The organism is Capnocytophaga sp. oral taxon 338 str. F0234, from assembly GCF_000192225.1.
Lineage (GTDB): Bacteria > Bacteroidota > Bacteroidia > Flavobacteriales > Flavobacteriaceae > Capnocytophaga.
Genome location: NZ_GL872413.1, coordinates 1,841,500 through 1,862,931 on the forward strand (window position 1 = coordinate 1,841,500; position 21,432 = coordinate 1,862,931).

General features: G+C 35.4%; 21 protein-coding genes and 1 pseudogene. 3 read left to right on the forward strand and 19 right to left on the reverse strand.

Annotation, left to right across the window (positions count from 1 at the left end; all coding sequences use genetic code 11):
* Position 1: 1 nt before the first annotated feature.
* From HMPREF9071_RS08305 to HMPREF9071_RS08380, 17 genes and pseudogenes are all read right to left on the reverse strand, one after another.
* Positions 2 to 598 (reverse strand): DUF5683 domain-containing protein, encoded by a 597-nt coding sequence (locus HMPREF9071_RS08305; RefSeq protein WP_009746169.1) that lies wholly within the window; start codon positions 596 to 598, stop codon positions 2 to 4.
* A complete protein-coding gene (locus HMPREF9071_RS08310; RefSeq protein ID WP_009746170.1) occupies positions 588 to 1,490 on the reverse strand; it encodes a ParB/RepB/Spo0J family partition protein in 903 nt (300 codons plus the stop codon). The genes HMPREF9071_RS08305 and HMPREF9071_RS08310 overlap by 11 nt, the downstream gene beginning before the upstream one ends.
* A 9-nt stretch (positions 1,491 to 1,499) precedes the next feature.
* A complete protein-coding gene (locus HMPREF9071_RS08315; RefSeq protein WP_009746171.1) occupies positions 1,500 to 2,264 on the reverse strand; it encodes a ParA family protein in 765 nt (254 codons plus the stop codon).
* 135 nt (positions 2,265 to 2,399) lie between these two features.
* Positions 2,400 to 3,152, reverse strand: coding sequence for a 3-oxoacyl-[acyl-carrier-protein] reductase (gene fabG, locus HMPREF9071_RS08320; RefSeq protein ID WP_009746172.1), 753 nt, complete (start codon positions 3,150 to 3,152; stop codon positions 2,400 to 2,402).
* A 22-nt stretch (positions 3,153 to 3,174) separates the two neighbouring features.
* Positions 3,175 to 3,870 (reverse strand): hypothetical protein, encoded by a 696-nt coding sequence (locus HMPREF9071_RS08325; protein ID WP_009746173.1) that lies wholly within the window; start codon positions 3,868 to 3,870, stop codon positions 3,175 to 3,177.
* Positions 3,871 to 4,335: 465 nt separating this feature from the next.
* On the reverse strand, positions 4,336 to 4,704 hold the full coding sequence (locus HMPREF9071_RS08330) for a hypothetical protein (RefSeq protein ID WP_009746175.1): 369 nt from the start codon (positions 4,702 to 4,704) through the stop codon (positions 4,336 to 4,338).
* Positions 4,705 to 4,791: 87 nt separating this feature from the next.
* Entirely contained in the window at positions 4,792 to 5,079 is a 288-nt protein-coding gene (locus HMPREF9071_RS08335; protein ID WP_009746176.1) for a hypothetical protein, read from the reverse strand.
* A gap of 257 nt (positions 5,080 to 5,336) precedes the next feature.
* Positions 5,337 to 6,107, reverse strand: a complete 771-nt coding sequence (locus tag HMPREF9071_RS08340) for a hypothetical protein (RefSeq protein ID WP_009746178.1) — start codon at positions 6,105 to 6,107, stop codon at positions 5,337 to 5,339.
* Positions 6,074 to 6,334 (reverse strand): hypothetical protein, encoded by a 261-nt coding sequence (locus tag HMPREF9071_RS08345; RefSeq protein ID WP_009746179.1) that lies wholly within the window; start codon positions 6,332 to 6,334, stop codon positions 6,074 to 6,076. Before HMPREF9071_RS08345 ends, HMPREF9071_RS08340 begins: the two co-directional genes overlap by 34 nt.
* A gap of 23 nt (positions 6,335 to 6,357) precedes the next feature.
* Positions 6,358 to 6,623: pseudogene (locus HMPREF9071_RS12020) on the reverse strand (hypothetical protein); the annotation flags it as partial.
* Between the two features lie 301 nt (positions 6,624 to 6,924).
* Positions 6,925 to 7,743 (reverse strand): hypothetical protein, encoded by an 819-nt coding sequence (locus HMPREF9071_RS08350; RefSeq protein ID WP_009746181.1) that lies wholly within the window; start codon positions 7,741 to 7,743, stop codon positions 6,925 to 6,927.
* A gap of 145 nt (positions 7,744 to 7,888) precedes the next feature.
* The gene (locus tag HMPREF9071_RS08355; protein WP_009746182.1) at positions 7,889 to 8,443 is read right to left on the reverse strand and encodes a hypothetical protein; all 555 of its coding nucleotides are present in this window, start codon (positions 8,441 to 8,443) and stop codon (positions 7,889 to 7,891) included.
* Between the two features lie 51 nt (positions 8,444 to 8,494).
* A complete protein-coding gene (locus HMPREF9071_RS08360) occupies positions 8,495 to 9,574 on the reverse strand; it encodes an LptF/LptG family permease (protein WP_009746183.1) in 1,080 nt (359 codons plus the stop codon).
* A gap of 22 nt (positions 9,575 to 9,596) precedes the next feature.
* On the reverse strand, positions 9,597 to 10,727 hold the full coding sequence (tgt, locus tag HMPREF9071_RS08365; protein WP_009746184.1) for a tRNA guanosine(34) transglycosylase Tgt: 1,131 nt from the start codon (positions 10,725 to 10,727) through the stop codon (positions 9,597 to 9,599).
* Positions 10,728 to 10,770: 43 nt separating this feature from the next.
* Positions 10,771 to 11,811, reverse strand: coding sequence for a DUF445 domain-containing protein (locus tag HMPREF9071_RS08370; protein WP_009746185.1), 1,041 nt, complete (start codon positions 11,809 to 11,811; stop codon positions 10,771 to 10,773).
* Between the two features lie 31 nt (positions 11,812 to 11,842).
* Entirely contained in the window at positions 11,843 to 12,718 is an 876-nt protein-coding gene (locus HMPREF9071_RS08375; RefSeq protein ID WP_009746186.1) for a hypothetical protein, read from the reverse strand.
* Positions 12,719 to 12,723: 5 nt separating this feature from the next.
* Positions 12,724 to 13,323: a riboflavin synthase gene (locus HMPREF9071_RS08380; protein WP_040358477.1), complete on the reverse strand. Its 600-nt coding sequence runs from the start codon at positions 13,321 to 13,323 to the stop codon at positions 12,724 to 12,726.
* Positions 13,324 to 13,393: 70 nt separating this feature from the next.
* Between HMPREF9071_RS08380 and pdxA the strand changes: the two genes are divergently transcribed.
* Positions 13,394 to 14,464 carry a 4-hydroxythreonine-4-phosphate dehydrogenase PdxA gene (gene pdxA, locus HMPREF9071_RS08385; RefSeq protein WP_173301486.1) on the forward strand — a complete coding sequence of 357 codons (1,071 nt, stop codon included), beginning with the start codon at positions 13,394 to 13,396 and terminating at the stop codon, positions 14,462 to 14,464.
* A gap of 29 nt (positions 14,465 to 14,493) precedes the next feature.
* Positions 14,494 to 16,170 (forward strand): putative transporter, encoded by a 1,677-nt coding sequence (locus tag HMPREF9071_RS08390; protein WP_009746189.1) that lies wholly within the window; start codon positions 14,494 to 14,496, stop codon positions 16,168 to 16,170.
* A gap of 37 nt (positions 16,171 to 16,207) precedes the next feature.
* Here HMPREF9071_RS08390 and HMPREF9071_RS08395 read toward each other — a convergent pair whose 3' ends face one another.
* Together HMPREF9071_RS08395 and map are read right to left on the reverse strand one after the other, a co-directional pair.
* A complete protein-coding gene (locus HMPREF9071_RS08395) occupies positions 16,208 to 16,969 on the reverse strand; it encodes a class I SAM-dependent methyltransferase (RefSeq protein WP_009746190.1) in 762 nt (253 codons plus the stop codon).
* On the reverse strand, positions 16,969 to 17,775 hold the full coding sequence (gene map, locus HMPREF9071_RS08400) for a type I methionyl aminopeptidase (RefSeq protein ID WP_040358478.1): 807 nt from the start codon (positions 17,773 to 17,775) through the stop codon (positions 16,969 to 16,971). The genes HMPREF9071_RS08395 and map overlap by 1 nt, the downstream gene beginning before the upstream one ends.
* Positions 17,776 to 17,997: 222 nt before the next feature.
* Between map and HMPREF9071_RS08405 the strand changes: the two genes are divergently transcribed.
* The gene (locus HMPREF9071_RS08405; RefSeq protein WP_009746192.1) at positions 17,998 to 21,432 is read left to right on the forward strand and encodes a helicase-related protein; all 3,435 of its coding nucleotides are present in this window, start codon (positions 17,998 to 18,000) and stop codon (positions 21,430 to 21,432) included.

A 21,432-nucleotide genomic window follows, 5' to 3' on the forward strand; every position in this document is an offset into this window, starting at 1 on the left:
ATTAAAAGTTATAGGTAAGTGAAATTCCTATATATGAATTATTAAATCTATTTTGGTGAAGGAAGGGTTCAATAGAAAGATTCTCATCTACATTAAATTGTTTAAGGTGAGCATCTACATTAGCTTCTATAATATTCAGTGCATAGAATCCTATAGCAAATAGCATTGCCATTTCTTTATTCCTGCGATATAAATCCTGAGCACGGCGAAGAGCATCTGTACTAAGGCGAGGATTCCCATCCGTACGTCCTCCATAAAATTCATCATCTGTGCGCCCATCTAAACGACTTTTATAGGCTGTTCGATAACGGTCAAGTTCTTTATCATTACGAAAATACAAATATGTAGGAATTCCAATAGCCAAATATACTATAGGTATTTTCCAATAGCTTTTATTATAAGCTTGACCTAATCCTGGGAGAATAGCAGAATAGAAAGCTGCCCGCGCCGGTGAAAGTGGATCTGTATTCCATGTCTTTAGAATAACTGTTTGAGGCACAGTTATGGTATCCTTAACTCTCACTGAAAGCGTGTCCGTTTGTCCCCAAACTCTTATACCCAAAAGGGAAACTATTCCTATCCAAAAACTAACCCTCACCGTATAGTATTTTTTGTATGCGTTTGAATTCTTCTTCTGTTTTGAAAGGAATCTCTACTTTTCCTTTTCCTGTTTTATCTATCCTAATTGTTGCATTATTCCCAAAATGCTGGCGCAATCTCTCCATTCCTTCAGCAGCAAATGCAGGTATTTCCTTTGCCCGTTTAGGTACTATAACCGCTACTTTTTGAGGATTTTTAAGTTGTTGAACTGCCATTTCTGTCTCACGAACAGAAAGGTTCTGTGCTATAACACGATTATATATAGCCAATTGTTCTTCCCTATCCTCAACATTAATCAAAGCACGTCCATGTCCCATAGAGATAAATCCATCTCGGATTCCTGTTTGAATAATAGGGTCAAGCTTCAGAAGTCGTAGGTAATTAGTAATCGTAGAGCGCTTCTTCCCTACTCTATCACTCATCTGTTCTTGAGTGAGACTCAGTTCCTCTATCATTCGATTATAACTCAAAGCTACTTCAATAGGGTCTAAATCCTGCCGCTGAATATTCTCTACAAGAGCCATCATAAGAGACTCCTCATCATTGGCTATACGAATAAAAGCCGGTATTGAAGTAAGTCCCGCTAACTTAGAAGCGCGTAACCGGCGTTCTCCGGAGATAAGTTCATATTTTTGAGCAGCTATCTTCCTTACTGTAATAGGTTGAATTACACCCAATTCCCTAATAGAAGAAGCTAACTCATTTAGGGTCTCCTCGTTAAAGACAGTCCGTGGTTGATAAGGGTTTTCAGTAACTTGATCTAGAGGGAGCTCTAATATATTTCCTATAAGTTTATCGGCATTAGTATCAGAAGCTGATTGAATATCTTCAGTAGGAAGTAATGCTCCTAATCCTCGTCCTAATCGTTGTCCTTTATTTACTTTTCCCATAATTATGTCCTAACTATTCTTTTTGATAATTTCCTCTGCCAGACTAATATAATTGGCAGCTCCCTTACTAGCTGCATCATAACTAATAATTGTTTCTCCAAAACTAGGTGCTTCACTAAGGCGAATATTTCGTTGAATAATAGTTTCAAAAACCATTTCACTAAAGTGTTTTTGTACCTCTTCCACCACTTGATTAGAAAGTCGTAAACGAGAATCATACATGGTAAGGAGTAATCCTTCTATATCCAATGCAGGATTATGTATTTTTTGCACACTTTTGATAGTATTAAGAAGCTTTCCTAATCCTTCTAAGGCAAAATACTCACATTGAATAGGAATAATTACTGAATCTGCTGCAGTAAGTGCATTCAAAGTAAGTAATCCTAAAGAAGGAGCACAATCAATAATAATATAATCATATCGATCCTTAATAGGAGCTAAAGCTTCCCTGAGCATATACTCTCTTCGTGGTCTATCTACCAATTCAATTTCAATAGCTACCAGATCAATATGTGCTGCAATAAGATCTAAGTTAGGAGAATTCGTCTTGAGGATAGTACTTTCTGCTGTTGCAGAATGCTCCAATACTTCATACGTTCCTCGCTCTACTCCTTCTACTTCTATTCCTAATCCAGAAGTAGCATTCGCTTGTGGATCGGCATCTATTAGGAGTACTTTTTTTTCCAAAACACCTAAGGCAGCCGCTAAATTAATAGAAGAGGTAGTTTTCCCAACACCTCCTTTTTGATTGGCTATGGCTATGATTTTGCCCATAATATCTTGTTCTTTTTTCAGAGGGTAAAAGTACGGCGATTTTTACGATTGGCAAAACAAAGTTATTAACACATTTGTTAAAAAATATTAAACTGGCATGAGATGATTTCTCATGCCAGTAAATATTCCTTTACATTAAGCAGTTATCATTCCCCCATCTATACGGAGTACTTGTCCTGTAATATAGGAACTCATATCAGAAGCTAAAAATACACAGGCATTGGCAATATCTTTTGCAGTTCCTCCTCGCTTAAGTGGAATAGCATTACGCCAACCTTCCACTATTTCAGGAGCAAGTTTTGCTGTCATTTCAGTCTCTATAAAACCAGGAGCAATGGCATTACAACGAATATTTCGAGAGCCTAATTCCAAAGCTACTGACTTGGTAAAACCCAAAATACCTGCCTTAGAAGCAGCATAATTAGCTTGTCCAGCATTACCTTGTACCCCTACCACACTGCTCATATTGATAATGTTACCACTGCGTTGTTTTAGGAATATCTTCTGTACTGCCTTAGTCATATTAAAGATAGACTTAAGATTTACAGCAATCACTTTATCAAAATCTGCCTCACTCATACGCATCAGTAAGTTATCCTTGGTAATTCCTGCATTGTTTACCAAAATATCAATTCCTCCAAAGTCTTCTAGTACTTTATTAATAAGTTCCTCGCAAGACTCAAAATCAGCTGCATTACTCTGATAGAAAGCTATTTTAGCTCCCTTACCATTGAGTTCTTGTATCTCAGCCTCTGCTTCTTCTACAGCAGTTCCATAGAAAGTAAAAGCTACATTAGCTCCTTGTTCTACAAAAGCCTTTACAATTCCAGCTCCTATGCCACGACTACCTCCGGTAACAATAGCGGTCTTTCCTTTTAGTAAATTCATTTTTATCTATTTTATACGTTAATTACTTATTTATTGCCTTCAGCCTAAAAAAATACTTCTCGAATTCTCCAACACGATACCTGCCTTTAATTTTTGGATGGTTCATCTCTATTTGAAGGATACTATCAGAAACAAACTGATATTTTCCATAGTAGGTTGTGTCCTTAGTCATTTCTTCATCCAAATATTCATAAAAGCACAATTCATTTTTACTAAACAACATACTTGTTGCTGGATAAAATTTTCTTTGTCCTGAATAACTCTCCTCTTTCTTATATTTAAATAACTCTCTTTTATTATTTACTTTACGAGTGGGAGGTATATTTTCCTTCTCTACATTAGGGAATCCCATAAGTTCGTTACCTTCTTTTACATAGACTATCTCCCATTCTATATCCTCAATTGCTTTCTTTATTGGTATTTTTTCTCCTATTCGTTTTAGATAAATATCGTATGCTTCCCAAACAGTTCCCTTCTGGGCAGCTCCTCCAAATGGGTTGTACATAACTATAGTATCCGATTCATAGCCTTCTTTTCTAACTATCAAATTCACAAAAACAGGAGGAGCTTCAAATCCGATAAAGGTAAATTCGTGATATCTTTTTTCAGGAATTCTAAAATATCCTTCTTTATCTGTAAGAAACTCTCCTACTTGACATTGTTCAATAGGATTTCCTGCATAATCCAATATCCGCCCTGTTATAATAGGACTTGCCATTCGTGAAACCAAACACGAAGAGGAGAATATACATATCAAAAATAGCCAACAACCTTTCATATATCCCAATTTATAATTATTTATGACATTATATGATTCCTTTCCAAGACTTCTGACAATCAAACAAAGCCATTGTATTTACAACAAGTTCATTTGACAATCTAATTTTACCGATCGATCTATTTTTACATCGTCTTACTCTCGAATGATGTTATTTTTTTCTAAGCAACAAATTTTGACAGTCAAAATTCCCTTTATCAACTGAATCTACCTTTTCATAGAATTATGTCTATTTTAGTTAGCTATAACCTATTATTCTTTTTTAAAACAATGGTATCAAGGTCTGAAAAAGACATCCATCACCCAACCTCTTCTGGTGATTATCTTATCTGTGGGCATTTTCGTATTATAACAGTCTATTAGTATAGATTAGAAAAATAATGCTCTCATAGGATTATATTCATTTTAGTTAGCCTTTATTTCCTTTTTCAGAATAATAGTATCAAGGCCTGAATAAGGGAACCATTTGCCTCTTATCTCACTAAAAACATAATACCTTATTATGTCTGTTATATAATTAGCTCTTTGAAAGAAAACATCATCATGAAGAATATGCTCTTCTTCATGTATCTCAAAATACCCATTTTTATTAGAATAAGCCAAAATCTCATTTTTGAAATTTAAGATCTCTACACTATCCAAAGGGATATTTTCTGTATCTAACACCCACCCTTTGATAGTAATTATCTTATATGGATCATCATATATTATAGGCTTACAACAGATAACTCCTAATGCTATGGATATACATAATAATTTTCCTCCCCTTTTCATAAGATTATATTCATTTTAGTTAGCCATAATAATCCTTTAAATCTTCTTCAGAAAGGATATATCATGAGATCTATTTCTCAGCACAATCTATTGAGTGAGCGTATCCTCTATAACTTCATATTTATAATTTCCTAACTTTACACTTTTCAAGTCCTCAAGATAAAGAATGCCTAAGTTGAAAGTATCCCTATCCATACATTTTTTATATCTTTCCTCGTCCAAATCAAGAATCTTAACTATAGAGTCTTTTCTCTTAAAAAATTTTCTACAATAGGTCTTCTCCATAGAACTTCTTTTATTTGTTATAAGACCTTCTATATAAAAATAACCATCCCTATCTGTTTGTACATCTCCTTTCTGGGAATCTTCATACAATAAATAGCGATTTATATATAGCTGCTCCAGCAATAGGTTTGTTATCTTCCTTAGAATACAAATTTCCTTTTATATAAGGAATTGATAAATACTTTGCCTCATAACAACCTACCAATAACAATGATATTATTAAAAATATTATCCTTTTCATTCTACTTTCATTTTAGTTAAGCCTATTAAATGTATGACATCAAACTCAGAAGCTACGGTTCTTTCAATCTCATAATAATTGCTATAATTTTAAAACAACCAAAACACTATTCTTTGTCTTTTAGCTTTTCAAAATATACAATTCCAATATCAAATGTATCCTTTTTTCTCTCTTCTAAGAAAGAGTTCATACTTTTATTATCCTTTAGATTAACTTCTTTGATAATAGAATCATGATATATCAGATAAAATAGATATTCTTTTATATCTTGTCTATTCTCTCTAATATAAAAAAGCCCCTTTTCATTAGTTTTTATATCTGTAGCGAGAAGAATATTCCTAAAACTATAATCTTCACTATTGCTTGGAAAATATACAACTATGTCTCTTACAGGCAAATCATCTACATTAGAACGAACACAACCTTTTACAATAACTTGATAAAAATCGTCTCCTATTTTCACATTCTTTCCTACCCAGTTAGTAGCCCGACGAGACCAATATCTCTCTACTCCTTGTAATGCCAAGTCTCTTAAATCTTCAAAACTACGAGTACGAGCCTTCAAGGTTGGTTGCCCATATTTTTTAACAATATCAGAAGGAACCATCTCTAAAAGTACTGTCTCTTCACTTCCCATACCTCTTGCAGCTACATATGCTTTTAATTCAGAATCTAGTCCTACAGCTCCTCCATCTCTCAGATTGATACGTACTGTCGCTTGTATTATTTTATTAGGACGATCTATTCGAACATCTACCCAATTTACCTGTTTATAAGAAAACTTAAGGTCTTTGAACTTGGTAAAAACATTTCCTTTTTGGCTAACGGCTGTGATCTTGCAGTTTAAGTTGCCTTTTGTAAGTATTTCAGTATCCAAGATTCCTCGTTGTCAAAGCCATCCCATGACCAATAGTGTTTGCCTACAGAAAGAGAACTGGAAGCTGTAAACTCTTGTTTGTAGAGTTCAGTACTTCCATTCCGTATCTGGATGGTTAACTTTTTAGCATTGCTCCCTGAGATGGTATAGGGGATCATAATATATTTACTTTCATAAGAACCATCATAGGATCTTATACCAAGTGGAACAAAGGTGTCATTATTCATAATAAACTATTCTATATCAAAATCTACATCAAAAGAATCTTCTTCTTCCTTTTTCTTTTTAGGTCTTTCAATCTCCCCCGTAAGATACGCACCAAAGCGCATATCTGTGAACGATTGATTCTAAAACTATACTCCGCCAAATAACAGTTATATTAAGCTCTGAAACCTAAGAGTATATATCTCTTATCCAAGATTTTACTTGGTGTATTACTTTGTGTAGTGTAGGAAAATTCTTTCCGACATTACTTAGTTTTTGTGTTATATTATAGTCCTTTATAGGTCTATAGCCTTATATTTATTAGACGCTATCCATATAGAACTTTTATAATATTTCTAATAGAAATGTAAATAATAAGAATATTAAATAGAATAAAAAACAAAGATAATATCCTTCTTACTTTACAAATAAAAAATATAAGAAAAGCTACAATAACTATAGCGGGGATATATATAGATAAAATATAATACATATAATCATTCATATATTTTTTCCAATAACAAAGATATAAGAATAGAAATAAAACAGAAATAATATCTGTTATAACGAGAAATTTATAAATTTTTTCATTATTTTTCTTTAATTTCATTTTTTACTTATTAGAAGGGTTTGATATTTCTTCAATTGTAATGGGAGTAGAAAGATTTTCCCATCTTGGTTTAAAATTTAATACATCTTCTGAATCAGAGTCACTGGGTCTGAAAATAGGTAGTTTTCTATTCTTTGCTATCATTACAGCATCTTTTCCTTTTTTAAAGTTAATAATATCTTCAATTATAAAATATTTTAAATCATTATCAATAGAACGATGATTTGAACCAGGAGATAGTATATTGACCCCTTTTGTTTTTTGGGGATTAATTATTTCTATTTTTTCTCCTCCAATACCCGTTTTTTCTCCCTCTTGATAGTAGTTTATAACATTTTCTACATTTTCATTTATATTATCATCATCTATTGAAAGTATACCATATGATGTTGCATCTTTTATATCAAGTAAAATAATAAAATTAAATATGATATCTCTATTTTCTTTTGTTAATTCTACAATATTATCAGCCCCCATACTATGACCAACCATTATAATTTTTATGCTTTCATCTACTTTCCTTAAATCTTTAATTTCTCTTAAAACAGCATTTTTTGTATTCTCTAATGTAGAAGAGAGATAGATATTAACTATTGTGTCTTGTGATTCTAAATTTTTAATTTTCCCTAATCCTTCATAATCTATATCTGTAGGATAAACAGCTTTTTCTTCTCCAATCTCAGGATCCTCTTTGAGCAGCCCTTGTATTACAAAAATAGCAAATCTGATCTTCTTTTCAATCATCAAATTTATAGTCCTCTCATATCCTATACAAGGTACTTGCAGAGTTATTCCTACCTTTTCTATAATTTTTTCACTCATGATTATTTGCTTTAGGTTCAATGATTGTCAGTTCAATACTTTCAAAATCTTTTGTCATTTTAAAATCTCTTAGAATATCATTTTCAAGTCGTTTCCCTTGATACTCAAAATCTACTTCTTTTTGATTTAGATTTAGGATTATTTTTTATCCTATAAGATTTTCACTATTAATATTAATCCAAATTTTTTCTCCTATATGACTTTTTAAATTATCTTTAAAGATATTTTGATGTTTATCCGTCAAATAATAGTCTATTATTTTTGGAGTTGTATCCTCTTTTTTCTTCTTAGGTCTTTCAATCTCCCCCGTAAGATACGCACCAAAGCGCATATCTGTATAATATACCTCATTGGTGATCATGGTAAGAGCATCAATCACTAAGAGATTCTTGGAACCTCTTTGATGGTCAAAGAGAGTTTCGAACTTTAGAGGAGTACAATAAATCAGCTCAAAACGCTCTACCACCCGTTTCCAGCGAATGTCATAAAGAACTATTTCTACCCGTTGGCTTTCTTGCTTGACCATCCAACGAGTAAAAAATTCATCTCCTTTTTCAAGGTCAAATTCCAACTTAAAGGTCATTTTATTAGGAAAGGTCGGTACTTGATTTCCAAAGCCTCCTCCCCTTTTCATTTCAAACCAATATGAGGAAAGTGTTCTTTCTCCTCCGTCAAAGTACAATTTAGCAATTACTGACATAATAAAAATTTTGAGTTACTAACCACTGAGCACTAATAACTAACCACTGACTTACCTCCTTGATTTCCGTATCATATAAACTGCCAATAAGGCAAACATCGCATTGGGGATAATGACTGCCATAAGGGGGGTGATTCCTGATTTTTCTGCCATAATTCCAAAGATACGCTCGAAGAATACATACGAGAATCCAATAAGTACCCCAAAAGCCAAATTCACTCCCATGCCTCCTCTTTTCTTAACAGAGGAAACCGCTACTCCTATAATAGTCAATATAAATACATTAAAGATAGCTGCCCAACGGCGATAGTATACCAGTTCATAAATGCGAATGTTTGGTGATCCTTTTTGACGCTCTTCAGCAATAAATTTGTTCAATTCAAAGAAGTTCTTAGTTTCCGCTGCATATTCTATAGGCAGTAAGTCTGTTGTTTTGAAATTTAACAATGTATCCTTTTGAATCACCTGTTCATAAATATCATCAAACTCTCCCACTTTGCGATGTGTATAATAGGAAAGGCGGTAAGTCTTTATGCTATCATTCTCTATCCATTGAATGTTACTTGCTGTAATTTTGTCAGTCATCTTTAGTCCATCAAAGCGTTCTAGAACAAAATCTGAACCTTGATTGTTATTTGCATCAAAACTACTAACATAAATATATTCATTCTTATTGACCTGATTATATAGGCGAGAGCCCTTAGAGTAAAGGTTAGGCGAAAGATAAGTACCATAAAATTCATTATACACTCCACTGGAATAAGGGACAACAAACATCCCCATTATCAAGACAAATACTGAAAGTATAGTCGCTCCATAGAAGTATGGTCGCAAGAATCTATTATAAGAAATACCTGAACTAAGCATCGCTACAATTTCCGTTTTCTCAGCTAATTTAGAAGTGAACCATATCACCGAAAGAAAAAGAAAAATAGGAAAAAGAATATTAGCAAAATGTATTACAAAGTTAGCATAATACTTAATAATAGCCTCTGTAGGGGCGTGATTGTCAGTCATTTTCTGATTCTTCTCAGCAAAATCTACCAAAATTCCAATGGGAATAAACATCAAAAAAAGAGCAGAGTATGTTAAGAAGTAGCGCTTGAGTATATATCTGTCAATTATTTTCATTCCTCATAAGTTTATCTATGCACTACAAACGGTTATTCATCTGGCTAACCATTTGATTTTTCCATTGGAGAAAATCTCCTTGTAAAATATGTTTTCTTGCCTCACGTACCAGCCATAAGTAAAAGCCTAAGTTATGAATCGTAGCTATCTGCTTCCCTAGAAATTCCTCTGCTGCGAAAAGATGACGGAGATAAGCCTTAGTATAATAAGTATCCACAAAAGTATAGCCATCCTCATCAATAGGAGAGAAATCATTTTCCCATTTTTTATTTTTGATATTAATAGTTCCATAAGCGGTAAAGAGCATACCATTACGAGCATTACGGGTAGGCATTACACAATCCATCATATCTACTCCTAAGGCTATATTTTCTAATATATTAATGGGTGTTCCTACTCCCATAAGATAGCGAGGTTTTTCTTTAGGGAGGATATCACATACAAGCTCTGTTATTTCATACATCTTCTCTACAGGCTCCCCTACGGAAAGCCCTCCAATAGCATTTCCATCTGCTTGTTTCTCTGCAATATATTCCGCAGAAATCTTACGTAAATCTGGATATACAGAGCCCTGAACAATAGGGAATAGTGACTGATTATAACCATATTTAGGAGCATTTTCTCGTAAATAAATAATGCAACGGTCTAACCAACGATGAGTCATGTGCATAGAGCGTTTTGCATACTCGTATTCACATGGATAAGGAGTACATTCATCAAATGCCATCATAATATCTGCTCCTATACTCCGCTGAATCTCCATAGATTTTTCAGGAGAGAAAAAATGATAAGATCCATCAATATGACTTTTAAACTTTACTCCTTCTTCTTTTATTTTTCGAGTACTTGAAAAAGAATAGACCTGATAACCTCCACTATCGGTAAGGATATTTCTGTCCCAATGCATAAACTTATGTAAGCCCCCTGCTTGCTCCAGTATGGAAGTAGTAGGTCGTAAGTAGAGATGATACGTATTTCCTAATATAATATCTGCATTAATATCCTCACTAAGCTCTCGTTGCTGTACTCCTTTTACAGAAGCCACTGTTCCTACAGGCATAAAAATAGGTGTCTCTATCACCCCATGATCTGTAATAATACGCCCCGCACGAGCTTTGGTTACCTCATCGGTCTTTAATAACTCAAAATTCATACATGATTGTTTTCAAAGTGCAAAGATAGTCAAAATTCAGCTCTTAGAAAAATTGTGTAAGAAAGTAAATAAACAAACCTACTAATCCTCCTACTAAAGTACCATTAACTCGAATAAACTGAAGATCTTTCCCTACTTCCAATTCCAATTTTTTACTCAGTTGCTTTCCTTCCCAATTCTCCACTGTATGGCTAATGAGCATCCCTACTTCTTCCTTATTTTTCAAAACAAATTGATATACCATTTTTTGCGCCCAAGCATCTATCTGATTTTGTAACATCGTGTTATCCTGCAATTCTTGAGTAAAGTATACTACTCCTTTTTGTAATAAGGTTATGAATTGTTGCTCCCAATAAGGGGTATTGAAGGCTTGAGAAAGCTGATAGAACTCCTGGGTAATCTCAGTTCTAATAGGGTGATGAGCATCCTGAGACATTTTCAATAAGTACAGATAGAATCCTTCACTTACTTTCTTTGCAATAGCTTCTCTAATGAAAGTAGGTACTAATAATGGAAACTGCCCTTCTATTTCTCTCTGTAGGGAATCCTGATGCTTTTGAAGATAAATAGCTATTTTTTCAAGAGATTGTGAAAGGATAGTTTCATATTTATCTCCTTCCAAAAACTGAACCAAGAACTCTCTTGCTTTCGTGTGAATTGGATATGTTTTTAGAAAACCATTCATTTGAGAAGGAGTATTCTCTCTGGAGAGCCACTCAAGCACAAATGATGATAGCTTAATTTTAATAATATAAGGACGTATCTGTTGGGGTTTGAGAAAGTTTTCTACCACAAAACTTCCCAAGTTCTCTCCTATATCATTCTTTCGCTCTTCAATGAGATTTGTATGAGGAATATTCAGTCCTAAAGGTTTGTGAAAAAGGGCTGTTACAGCGAACCAATCAGCAAGAGCTCCCACCATAGCAGCCTCTGCAAAGGCTTTTATATAGCCTACAAAAACAAGTTCAGGAGCTTTTCTCTGTCCTATAACAGCACCTATATAGATGCATAACATTAACAGTAGTAAGCCTAAAGCAATATTCTTATGTCGCTTAAGCTTTTTTTGTTTGGAATTGTTGTCCATTGTAAATGAGATAGCTTGTTATTCCCTATTCTTAAGGTTCATCATATTTTGTTTCAGGAAAGTCTAAATAGACGGCACTATACATATCTTTTTCTTTGGTTATAAGCACTTTATAATCGGTATATCCTTCTTGAAAATCTCTATGTATAGCAAGGACAATACCATTAGGGGTTTGTGTTGCTTTTTTCACTTCATCACCAAATCCGTCATTATCAGCAAGTTCAAAGAAATCTACTTTCTTTCTTGATGGATGGTCATACCCAAAGGCTTCAAGAGCGAAATCATTTTTCTGTAAAGTAACTAATCCCTTGAACCCATCTACAGAAACCAATACTGCGGGTTCAAAGGGCGCACCACAGCCTGTAAGCCCATCGTCATCGGACACTCTTACTCCGTAATAGTCGGCATGATAGATCTTAATGGCTTGAGAAGCGCCAAACACTTTTTCAAAAGGTTTCTCTAAGAGCTTATAGACACGCCTTCCGTCTAAAATAAGTGGCTCTCCATTGGGTAATTCGGCCTTTACAAAATGATACTCATTACAATACTCTTGGGTATCATTATACATCAGTTCCGAAATAGCCTTGATCGTAACAAACTTCCGATCTATATCCGTGCGATATTCCAAGAATCTTCCTCTTTTATCATAGGTAGTAATGGTATCCCCCATAAGGATTGCCTCCCCCTTCTCCCTTTTGAAGACAATATTACTCTCCCCATCGGGAATATTGGGGCTATAATCAGGCACAGTATCCACCTGTGGATAGCCATCATCTTCTTGTGGATAATCACCTGCCACAATAGGGGGCTCTTTTAACTCCTCTGAGGTAGTTTCTTCAGAAGTCTTTGAAAAAAAATGACAACTAAAAAAAAATAGAGTTGAAAGAAAATAGATGATTTTTTTCATAAATCTTAATTTTTAAGTTTCAAAGCATTTACCTTTGCCAAGACATACTTGCCTATGACATCAAACTCCAAATTCACCACATCTCCTTCTTTAAGAGTATAAAAGGACGTATGTTCGTAAGTATAAGGAATTACTGCCACAGAGAAAACACCTTTCTGAGAATTTACTACCGTAAGGCTCACTCCATTGACAGTAATAGAACCTTTCTCTATGGTCATATTGCCAAGAGAAGGATCGTAGTGAAAGGTAAAGACACGACTTCCCTGAGCGTCCTCTATAGAGTGGCAAAGGCCTGTCTGATCCACATGCCCCTGTACAATATGTCCGTCCAAGCGGTCACCGAGTTTCATAGCACGTTCCAAATTGACCATGTCGCCTACCTGCCAAGTACTAAGACTTGTTTTTTGAAGCGTTTCATTTATAGCCACTACTTCATACTGCTGATTTTCAATTCCTACTACCGTAAGACAGACTCCATTATGAGCCACACTTTGGTCTATTTTAAGTTCGGCAGCAAGCTGGCTTTCTATAAAAAAGTGGCAATTTTTACCTTGAGAAGTAATTTTTGCTATTCTACCAATTTTTTCAACAATTCCTGTAAACATTTTCAATAAAATTACGTATTTTTGCACTTCCAAACGCATGTGCTGAAAGGCGATGCAAATTAACAAAAAAATGACAGAAAAAACAAATATTCGTATAGGAGTTTCTGTGGGTGATCTCAATGGTGTAGGTTTAGAAGTAGTAATGAAAACATTTGCTGATGAGCGCATGTTGGATTTCTGTACTCCTGTCCTATTTGCTTCTAATAAAGTGATAGCTTTTGGGAAAAAGCAATTTGGGATAGATTTTGCCTACAATGGAATCATCCATTTGAGTTCTATCATTGAACACAAAATCAATGTAATGAATATCTGGCGGGAGCTCCCTCCTATTCAGTTAGGAATTCCCACTCCTGAGAGTGGCAAGTGTGCCTTAGAATCCCTCACAGCTGCCGTTTCAGCACTCAAAGAAGGCGCTGTGGATGTATTGGTTACAGCTCCTATTAATAAGAAAAATATCCAATCTGAGCACTTTCATTTCCCTGGACATACGGACTATTTAGCTCAAGAATTGGAAGGGGAAAGCCTTATGTTCATGGTATCAGATGAACTCCGCGTGGGACTCCTTACCGATCATCTTCCTTTAAAAGATGTCGTAAAGAATCTCAATCAAGAACTCGTAGAGAAAAAGATCCGCCTGATGGAAACTTCTCTACGCATGGACTTTGGCATTATTCGTCCTAAAATAGCTGTATTAGGGGTCAATCCTCATTGCGGAGACCAAGGGGTTATTGGTGATGAAGAAGAAAAAATTGTTCATCCTGTAATACAGAAACTTTATAATGAAGGAATCTTGGTTTTTGGCACTTATAGTGCTGATAGTTTTTTTATGTCAGATTACAAGTATTTTGATGGAATTATTGCACCTTATCATGACCAAGGACTTATTCCTTTTAAAGTAATGTCTTTTGGTAAAGGGGTCAACTTCACTGCAGGACTTTCCAAAATACGTACCTCTCCCGATCATGGTACGGCTTACGGAATTGCCGATAAGGGGATCGCTGATGAAAGTTCCTTCCGACAAGCCGTATATACAGCCATTGATATATACAGGCAACGCATTGAAAATGAAGAGCTATTAGCAAATGCTTTAGATACTAATAGCTTAGATAAGGGATTTCTATCTAAAGAAAAAGGAGATTAAATTAATAATTAATTAACAGTTTGTATTTTATGGAATGGTTTTTAAACTTGATGACCAACCATGAGAGCGTAGCCTATACGGTAATCATCTATAGTATTGTAATTGCTGTAGGGGTAGCTCTGGGGAAAGTTCGTGTCTTTGGAGTTTCTTTTGGAATTGCTTGTGTTCTTTTTGCAGGAATTGTAGCTTCCCATTTTGGGTTTACAGTGAATGCACATGTACAGCATTTCATGAAGGAATTCGGACTTATTTTATTTGTTTATACCATTGGTTTGCAAGTAGGACCTGGTTTCTTTGCTTCTTTCCAGCGAGAAGGAATTAAGCTCAACGCTTTTGCCATATTAGTGGTATTAACCTGTATGTTAACAGTTATTATTATTCACTACTCTACAGGAATAGATATGGCTACTATGGTAGGGATTATGTCCGGAGCAGTTACCAACACTCCTGGACTGGGAGCTGCTCAAGCAACACTCAATGACCTATCCTCCAATGTATCTGACTCGGTACTCTCTACCGGATATGCTGTGGCTTATCCTTTCGGAGTATTGGGAATTATCCTTGTAATGTTGGGAATGAAAGCATTCCTCAAAATCAATATAGAAGCTGAAAAACGCTTACATGGCTTTAAACACCGTGCAGAACATTCCACCATCGTACGTGTTGCTCTAAAATTAGAGAATCCTGCCTTATTTGGTAAGAAGGTAAGTACCATTCACCAGACATTAGAATTTAACTTTATTTGCTCTAGAATCTTCAAAAATGAAGAAGTTATTTTAGCCAATGATTACATTATTTTAGAGAAAGGGGATATTATTCTTTTTGTGGTAGATAAGCAATATGCAGAGAAGTTAGAAACTCTTATAGGAGAACCTGTTAAGATAGAACAATTTTTTCCTGAAGAAAGAAAAGAGAAGAAATTCATCTCCCGTCGTATTAATGTTACTCAGAAAGAGGCTTACACCAAAAAATTAGCGGAAATGAATGTGTATGGACGTTTTGGTGTTACAGTAACACGCGTATATCGTGCAGGAATTGAATTCATTCCATCCCCCGACACCAAACTGCAATTCGGAGATACCATCACTATTGTAGGTGATGAGGAACATATTAAAATAGCAAGCAAAGAATTTGGAAATTCTAAAAAACGATTAAGTACACCTCATATAGCAGAACTCTTCTTAGGAATCACCTTAGGAGTATTGGTAGGAAGTATTCCATTCCATATTCCAGGCGTCCCTGTCCCTGTGAAATTAGGATTAGCAGGAGGTCCTTTGATTGTAGCTATTCTCATTAGCCGTTACGGAGGTCGTTTCTCAGTAACGCACTATGTATCGCAGAGTGCGAACCTAATGATACGAGAGATTGGAATTGTGCTCTTCTTAGCCAGTGTAGGTTTGGAGGCAGGACAAAATTTCATCAATACCCTTACAGAAGGAGATGGTTTCTTCTGGATGGGATTGGGAGCTATCATCACCTTAGTGCCTCTTATAATTACAGTGTGGATATCTCGCTGGCGAGGTAAGCTCAATTATTTAGAAACTTGTGGGCTCTTAGCAGGAGCCTCTACCGACCCACCAGCGCTTGCCTTTGCCAATGATATCACCTCTTCTGATATCCCCGCTCTTACTTATGCAAGTGTATATCCGCTCACTACATTTCTGAGAATTATGGTGGCACAGCTATTAATTGTTTTCTTTGTGTGATTTCTCAATCTTGTAAAAATATTAAAACTCCCTACTGTTATTTCTTACAGATAGGGAGTATTTCATTTTTCACTAAGCAATATTTTTCTATCTCTTTGTCAGTAGCAATATCCGTACAAGGTATGGGGTGTACTTCAAAACCAATTTTATGAAGTTTATCAAAATAATCCCTACCATAAATACGTACATGATCATATTGTCCAAAAATACGTGCCCGCTCCTTAGGATCTGTAATAGAATCATCTGAGAAAGTCTTCTCCCTGTCTAATTCTTGTGGTACTTGGAATATTCCCCACCCTCCTTTTTTCATTACTCGATAAAGTTCCTTCATCGCTTGAGTATCATCAGGAATATGCTCAAGAACATGATTACAAAGAACCACATCAAATTGTCCCTCTTCAAAAGGTAAACTACAAATATCTGCCTTTACATCCGCTAAGGGTGAATATAAATCAGAGGTAATATATTGTAAGTTGGGTTGTTTTTTAAATCGCCTATAGAAAGCCTGTTCAGGTGCAATATGTAATACTTTCAAAGGCTTTGAGAAAAATTGGGTATTTCTCTGCAAATATAGCCACAATAAGCGATGCCTTTCTAAAGATAAGGTAGAGGGAGAGAGTACATTCTCTCTCACTTTCCCATAACCATACGGAAGAAAGGTACGAAAAGTACTACCATCAATAGGATCAGTATACCTATTCCCTTTGTAATAATATACCAAGACAGGACGTATCCAATAGCTCATCCGTATGAGCCAAGGACGTGGAATAGTATTGAGAATTGTCTTAATCAACCTCATTATTTATACAGAAATTCATCCTCTTCATGACTTTCTATTCCCAAAGCCTCATAAATGTACTTAAAGGTAGAAAGCAACTTAGGCTTTCCTTCTACTAAGGCTACATCATGTTCAAAATGCGCAGAAGGTTTTCCATCGCGAGTGAGGATAGTCCATCCATCACGGAGTTGTTTGATATTCTTGGTTCCCAAATTAATCATAGGTTCTATAGCTACCACCATCCCTTCTACAAATTTCTTTCCCTTTCCTTTTCTTCCATAATTAGGCATCTCAGGATCTTCATGCATTTTAGTTCCTACTCCATGACCTACGAGTTCTCTTACCACTCCATAACCATGCCTTTCACAATAAGTCTGTATAGCGTATCCTACATCTTCCACCCTATTACCAAGCTTGAATTCTCGTATACCTATATACAAGGACTCCTTAGTTACCTTCAAAAGTTCTGCCACTTCTGGAGCTACTTCTCCCACAGGGAACGTATAAGCATGGTCTCCATAATAACCATTTTTTAAAGCACCACAGTCCACTGAAATAATATCCCCTTCTTGTAAAGGTTTGCTATTAGGAATTCCATGTACAACCTGAGCGTTAGGGCTTACACACAAAGTATTAGGAAAATCATATAAGCCCAAAAAACCAGGCTTCGCTCCTTGTGAACGTATATAGTCCTCCGCTAATTTATCTAAGTATAAAGTAGTTACCCCAGGTTTTATTTCCTTGGCAAGCATTCCCAATGTACGAGAAACTATCTGAGCACTCTCATACATAATCTCTATTTGTTCTCTTGTTTTTGGTTTTATCATGAGTTGATTCTTTACAAACATGCAAAGGTACGAAAACAATTATTAATGATCAATTATTAATGATTAATTAACACATAGGATGGAAATACCTCACTCTCTTACCTAGACACTTCTCATACTCCTTTTCCTTGATTTTTGCATAAAAAGTGGTATCTTTGCAGGAGCTAATCTAAAAGGGTATTTTCCTTAAACAAATATATAAAATAATTATTTAAGATCAATATGTTAGTAGATAATCATTCTAAAAGCAAAAAAGTATACAATTGGATAGAAGAAAACTTAACTTTCAGTAGTTCAGGTGATTTTTCTATAGTAACAGGTTTTTTTACTATTGGTGCCCTCCTTTATTTTGTGAAAATCACAAATGATAAGATAGCACAATATCGTATTATCTTGGGAGATATTACTCAAAGAGATACTATTGAAATAAGCTCCTTAGATCTACTCAATGCTGATCTAAGTCTTGAAAAAGCACTTAAACTTAAAAGTCTTGCTAAAGAAGCTGTTGCTTTTCTGAAGTTAGACAAAGTTGCTCTAAAAACCTTGGAACCTAATTTCTGCCATGCAAAAGTATATATACACAAGACACATGATAAAGAACTTGTTGAACATAAGAACTTTTTCCTCTCAGGAAGTTCAAACCTTACTGAAGCTGGTATAGGTCTTAAAACTTCTGACAATTTTGAACTAAATATAGGAGGGCTAGGAGACACCCAATATGAGGCTATCTTAGACTGGTTCAATGCCTTATGGGAGCACCCAAAAGCTCATACGGAAAAATATCTTACCGATGAGCAAGGTAAAGAAACCAAAGTAGATTTCAAAGAATATCTTATCCAAGAAATTGCTAAGTTATTCAAGGACTTCCTCCCTAAAGATATCTATTACAAAATTCTCTTCGAATACTTTGCCAAAGATGTACAACTCAGCATCAACAACCCTGACCTTGCCAGAAGTATCGACAGACTCAAAAGCTCTGAGATATACAACGCCTTATATGAGTTCCAACAAAAGGGTGCAGAAAGTCTTATCCGCAAATTAGAACAGTTCAAAGGGGCGATCTTAGCCGATGCAGTGGGGCTTGGAAAGACTTGGACAGCACTAGCAGTAATGAAGTTTTACCAAAATAGAGACTATGATGTCGTCCTATTTTGTCCTAAGAAATTACATTATAATTGGCTCAAATATAAGGTAAGGCATAATTCACGATTTGAGGCTGACCGCTTAAACTTTGCCATTCGTTTTCATACCGACTTGGATGAGAATCTCATGCAAAAACCTCATTACAAAGAAGATAGACAAGACTACAACTTTGTCAATAACACTCCTAAACTCATCGTCATTGATGAAAGTCATAACTTGCGCAATGATAAGTCTAAACGTTTTCAATACCTATTAGAAGAGATTATTAAGAAAAATAAGGAAGTAAAAATACTACTCCTTTCAGCAACTCCTATCAATAACTCTTTCAAAGATATACGTAACCAAATCAAGCTCCTGACCAAGGATAACAATGCTGCCTTCAAAGAAAGTCTGGATATAGAGAACCTATATTATTTATTCAACAAGACTACCAATCATTTCAACCGTTGGCAGGAAAAGAAGAACGCCCCTATTACCGAACTCACCCGTTCGTTTGATCCTTTTTTCTATAAACTCACCGATTCGCTCATCGTAGCGCGTACAAGGAAAATGATTATAGGACAACAGCATAATCTCTCTTTTCCTATCAAGGCCAAACCACAGAATAAGTATATCACTCCTAAGATTATGTTGGAAGTAGATTCTCTTGATGAATTAATACACAAATTCCCACCTATTCTTTCAGGGTATCAGCCTAATTATTATACTCTTACAAGCGATGAGAGAACACAACGAAGGAGAGACGAAAAAAAAGGTGTTTATTCGGGTGAAAATATTTTGGAAGATGATGTAGCACGTGATCGTTTTTTAGTAAAAATGATGTATATTTTACTTTTAAAACGTCTAGAATCCAGTTGGTATTCCTTTCATACTACAGTAAATAAAATCTTACAACATCATCAGAATGTTTTAAGTAAAATAGAAAACTACCAGAAATATAAAAGTTGTGAAACCCTATCACAAAACTCTATGTTTACTGATGATGAAGAAGAGGATTTGCAGGAATATACAATTGGAAAAAGAGAAATAAAACTTTCGGATATAGAAAATGCAGGCAACTTAACTCTTTTTGAAAAATCTTTGAAAAGGGATATTTCTAAACTCAAAGGACTTTCTAAAGGTATGGATTATTTTTCAGAAGTGATAGCTCAAGAGTTAGAGGACGATAACCTATCCAAAAGTAGTGATACCAAGCTCCAAGAACTTATCAAAGTACTCCAACAAAAGAGTGAATACTCCCACAATCCTAAAGTGATTATCTTCACCACTTACCGAGATACTGCCCAGTATCTCTTTGATCAACTCTCCGCTCGTGGCTTCTCCAAAATCGCCATGATCAGTGGAGAAGGGGCTATTACTGATTATAATGGAGAACTGGTCAAAAATTTTGAACCTATCTTAGAGCGTTTTGCCCCCTTCACCAAACTCTTTACCGAACGCAAATGGGAAGAATTTTCATCTGATATACAAGACCCTATAAAGCGTTTTGAAGCATGGAAAGAATGGGTAGTTACTATAGATAAAAAAGTAGAACAACAGCTACAAACCCCCATTGATATTCTCATTGCCACCGATGCACTTAGTGAAGGACAGAACCTCCAAGATGCCGATATGGTAATCAATTATGATATCCACTGGAACCCTGTACGTGCCATTCAGCGTGTAGGACGTATTGACCGAATCGGCTCTCCTAACCAGCAAGTATATACCGTAAACTTCTGGCCTGCTCCTAATATCAATGACTACCTAAACCTACAGACACGTATAGAAAAACGTATGGCCGCCATGAAAGTAGTAGGATCTGAAGATATTAAGGATTTTACCGAAAACTATGCTGAAATTGCGACTGATGAGACCTTAGAGGAAAGACAGAACAGAAAAATGCTCGAACAAATGCAAGAGAGTATTGATGATTTAGAAGATGAAAAATCATTCGGATTTGACGACCTCTCTCTTGAGAATTTCCGACAAGACTTGGCCTTAGAGCTTGACCAAAGAAGGCGCTATTACGAACAATTGCCCAATGGTATTTTCTCAGGAATAGCCCTATCCTCTACCGATGAACCTCAAGCCAAAGAAGGTATCATCGCTCTGATAGGCTCGCCTGTGAGAAAGGCCAAAGAGAGAAAAGATTACAAACACCTAAGACTGATCTATATAGATAGCCAAGGAACAGAAGTATTCCTTAACGAATCCGAAATACTTAATTATCTCGCCAAGATAAAAAATGCGCCACGCTATGGTTGTGAAAAGTTAGATATAGGAGAGGAAGAGGTAGTAAAACACTATGCCAACGCACTCTCTAAATGGTTTGAACAACAACAAGCCCTCGTAGTTGTAGATGGGGAAGGACATACCAAAAAGGTAGCAGGAAAAGCAAGCCTTGATATGCTAGACCAACTCAGCAAAGGTAGAAAAAACGCTATTGAAGGAATGAAAAATACACAAACAATGGGTACAAAATACAACAAAGATAATTGGGATTTAATTACTTGGCTCATCGTTAAAAAATAA

Coding starts and splice junctions, on each gene's coding strand:
- HMPREF9071_RS08370 (WP_009746185.1), bottom strand. CDS start 11,811: ATGGACAACAATTCCAAACAAAAAAAGCTTAAGCGACATAAGAATATT.
- HMPREF9071_RS08380 (WP_040358477.1), bottom strand. CDS start 13,323: ATGTTTACAGGAATTGTTGAAAAAATTGGTAGAATAGCAAAAATTACT.
- HMPREF9071_RS08405 (WP_009746192.1), top strand. CDS start 17,998: ATGTTAGTAGATAATCATTCTAAAAGCAAAAAAGTATACAATTGGATA.
- HMPREF9071_RS08390 (WP_009746189.1), top strand. CDS start 14,494: ATGGAATGGTTTTTAAACTTGATGACCAACCATGAGAGCGTAGCCTAT.
- HMPREF9071_RS08395 (WP_009746190.1), bottom strand. CDS start 16,969: ATGAGGTTGATTAAGACAATTCTCAATACTATTCCACGTCCTTGGCTC.
- HMPREF9071_RS08325 (WP_009746173.1), bottom strand. CDS start 3,870: ATGGCAAGTCCTATTATAACAGGGCGGATATTGGATTATGCAGGAAAT.
- HMPREF9071_RS08345 (WP_009746179.1), bottom strand. CDS start 6,334: ATGAATAATGACACCTTTGTTCCACTTGGTATAAGATCCTATGATGGT.
- HMPREF9071_RS08355 (WP_009746182.1), bottom strand. CDS start 8,443: ATGTCAGTAATTGCTAAATTGTACTTTGACGGAGGAGAAAGAACACTT.
- HMPREF9071_RS08310 (WP_009746170.1), bottom strand. CDS start 1,490: ATGGGAAAAGTAAATAAAGGACAACGATTAGGACGAGGATTAGGAGCA.
- HMPREF9071_RS08360 (WP_009746183.1), bottom strand. CDS start 9,574: ATGAAAATAATTGACAGATATATACTCAAGCGCTACTTCTTAACATAC.
- tgt (WP_009746184.1), bottom strand. CDS start 10,727: ATGAATTTTGAGTTATTAAAGACCGATGAGGTAACCAAAGCTCGTGCG.
- fabG (WP_009746172.1), bottom strand. CDS start 3,152: ATGAATTTACTAAAAGGAAAGACCGCTATTGTTACCGGAGGTAGTCGT.
- HMPREF9071_RS08350 (WP_009746181.1), bottom strand. CDS start 7,743: ATGAGTGAAAAAATTATAGAAAAGGTAGGAATAACTCTGCAAGTACCT.
- HMPREF9071_RS08375 (WP_009746186.1), bottom strand. CDS start 12,718: ATGAAAAAAATCATCTATTTTCTTTCAACTCTATTTTTTTTTAGTTGT.
- map (WP_040358478.1), bottom strand. CDS start 17,775: ATGATAAAACCAAAAACAAGAGAACAAATAGAGATTATGTATGAGAGT.
- pdxA (WP_173301486.1), top strand. CDS start 13,394: ATGACAGAAAAAACAAATATTCGTATAGGAGTTTCTGTGGGTGATCTC.
- HMPREF9071_RS08330 (WP_009746175.1), bottom strand. CDS start 4,704: ATGAAAAGGGGAGGAAAATTATTATGTATATCCATAGCATTAGGAGTT.
- HMPREF9071_RS08315 (WP_009746171.1), bottom strand. CDS start 2,264: ATGGGCAAAATCATAGCCATAGCCAATCAAAAAGGAGGTGTTGGGAAA.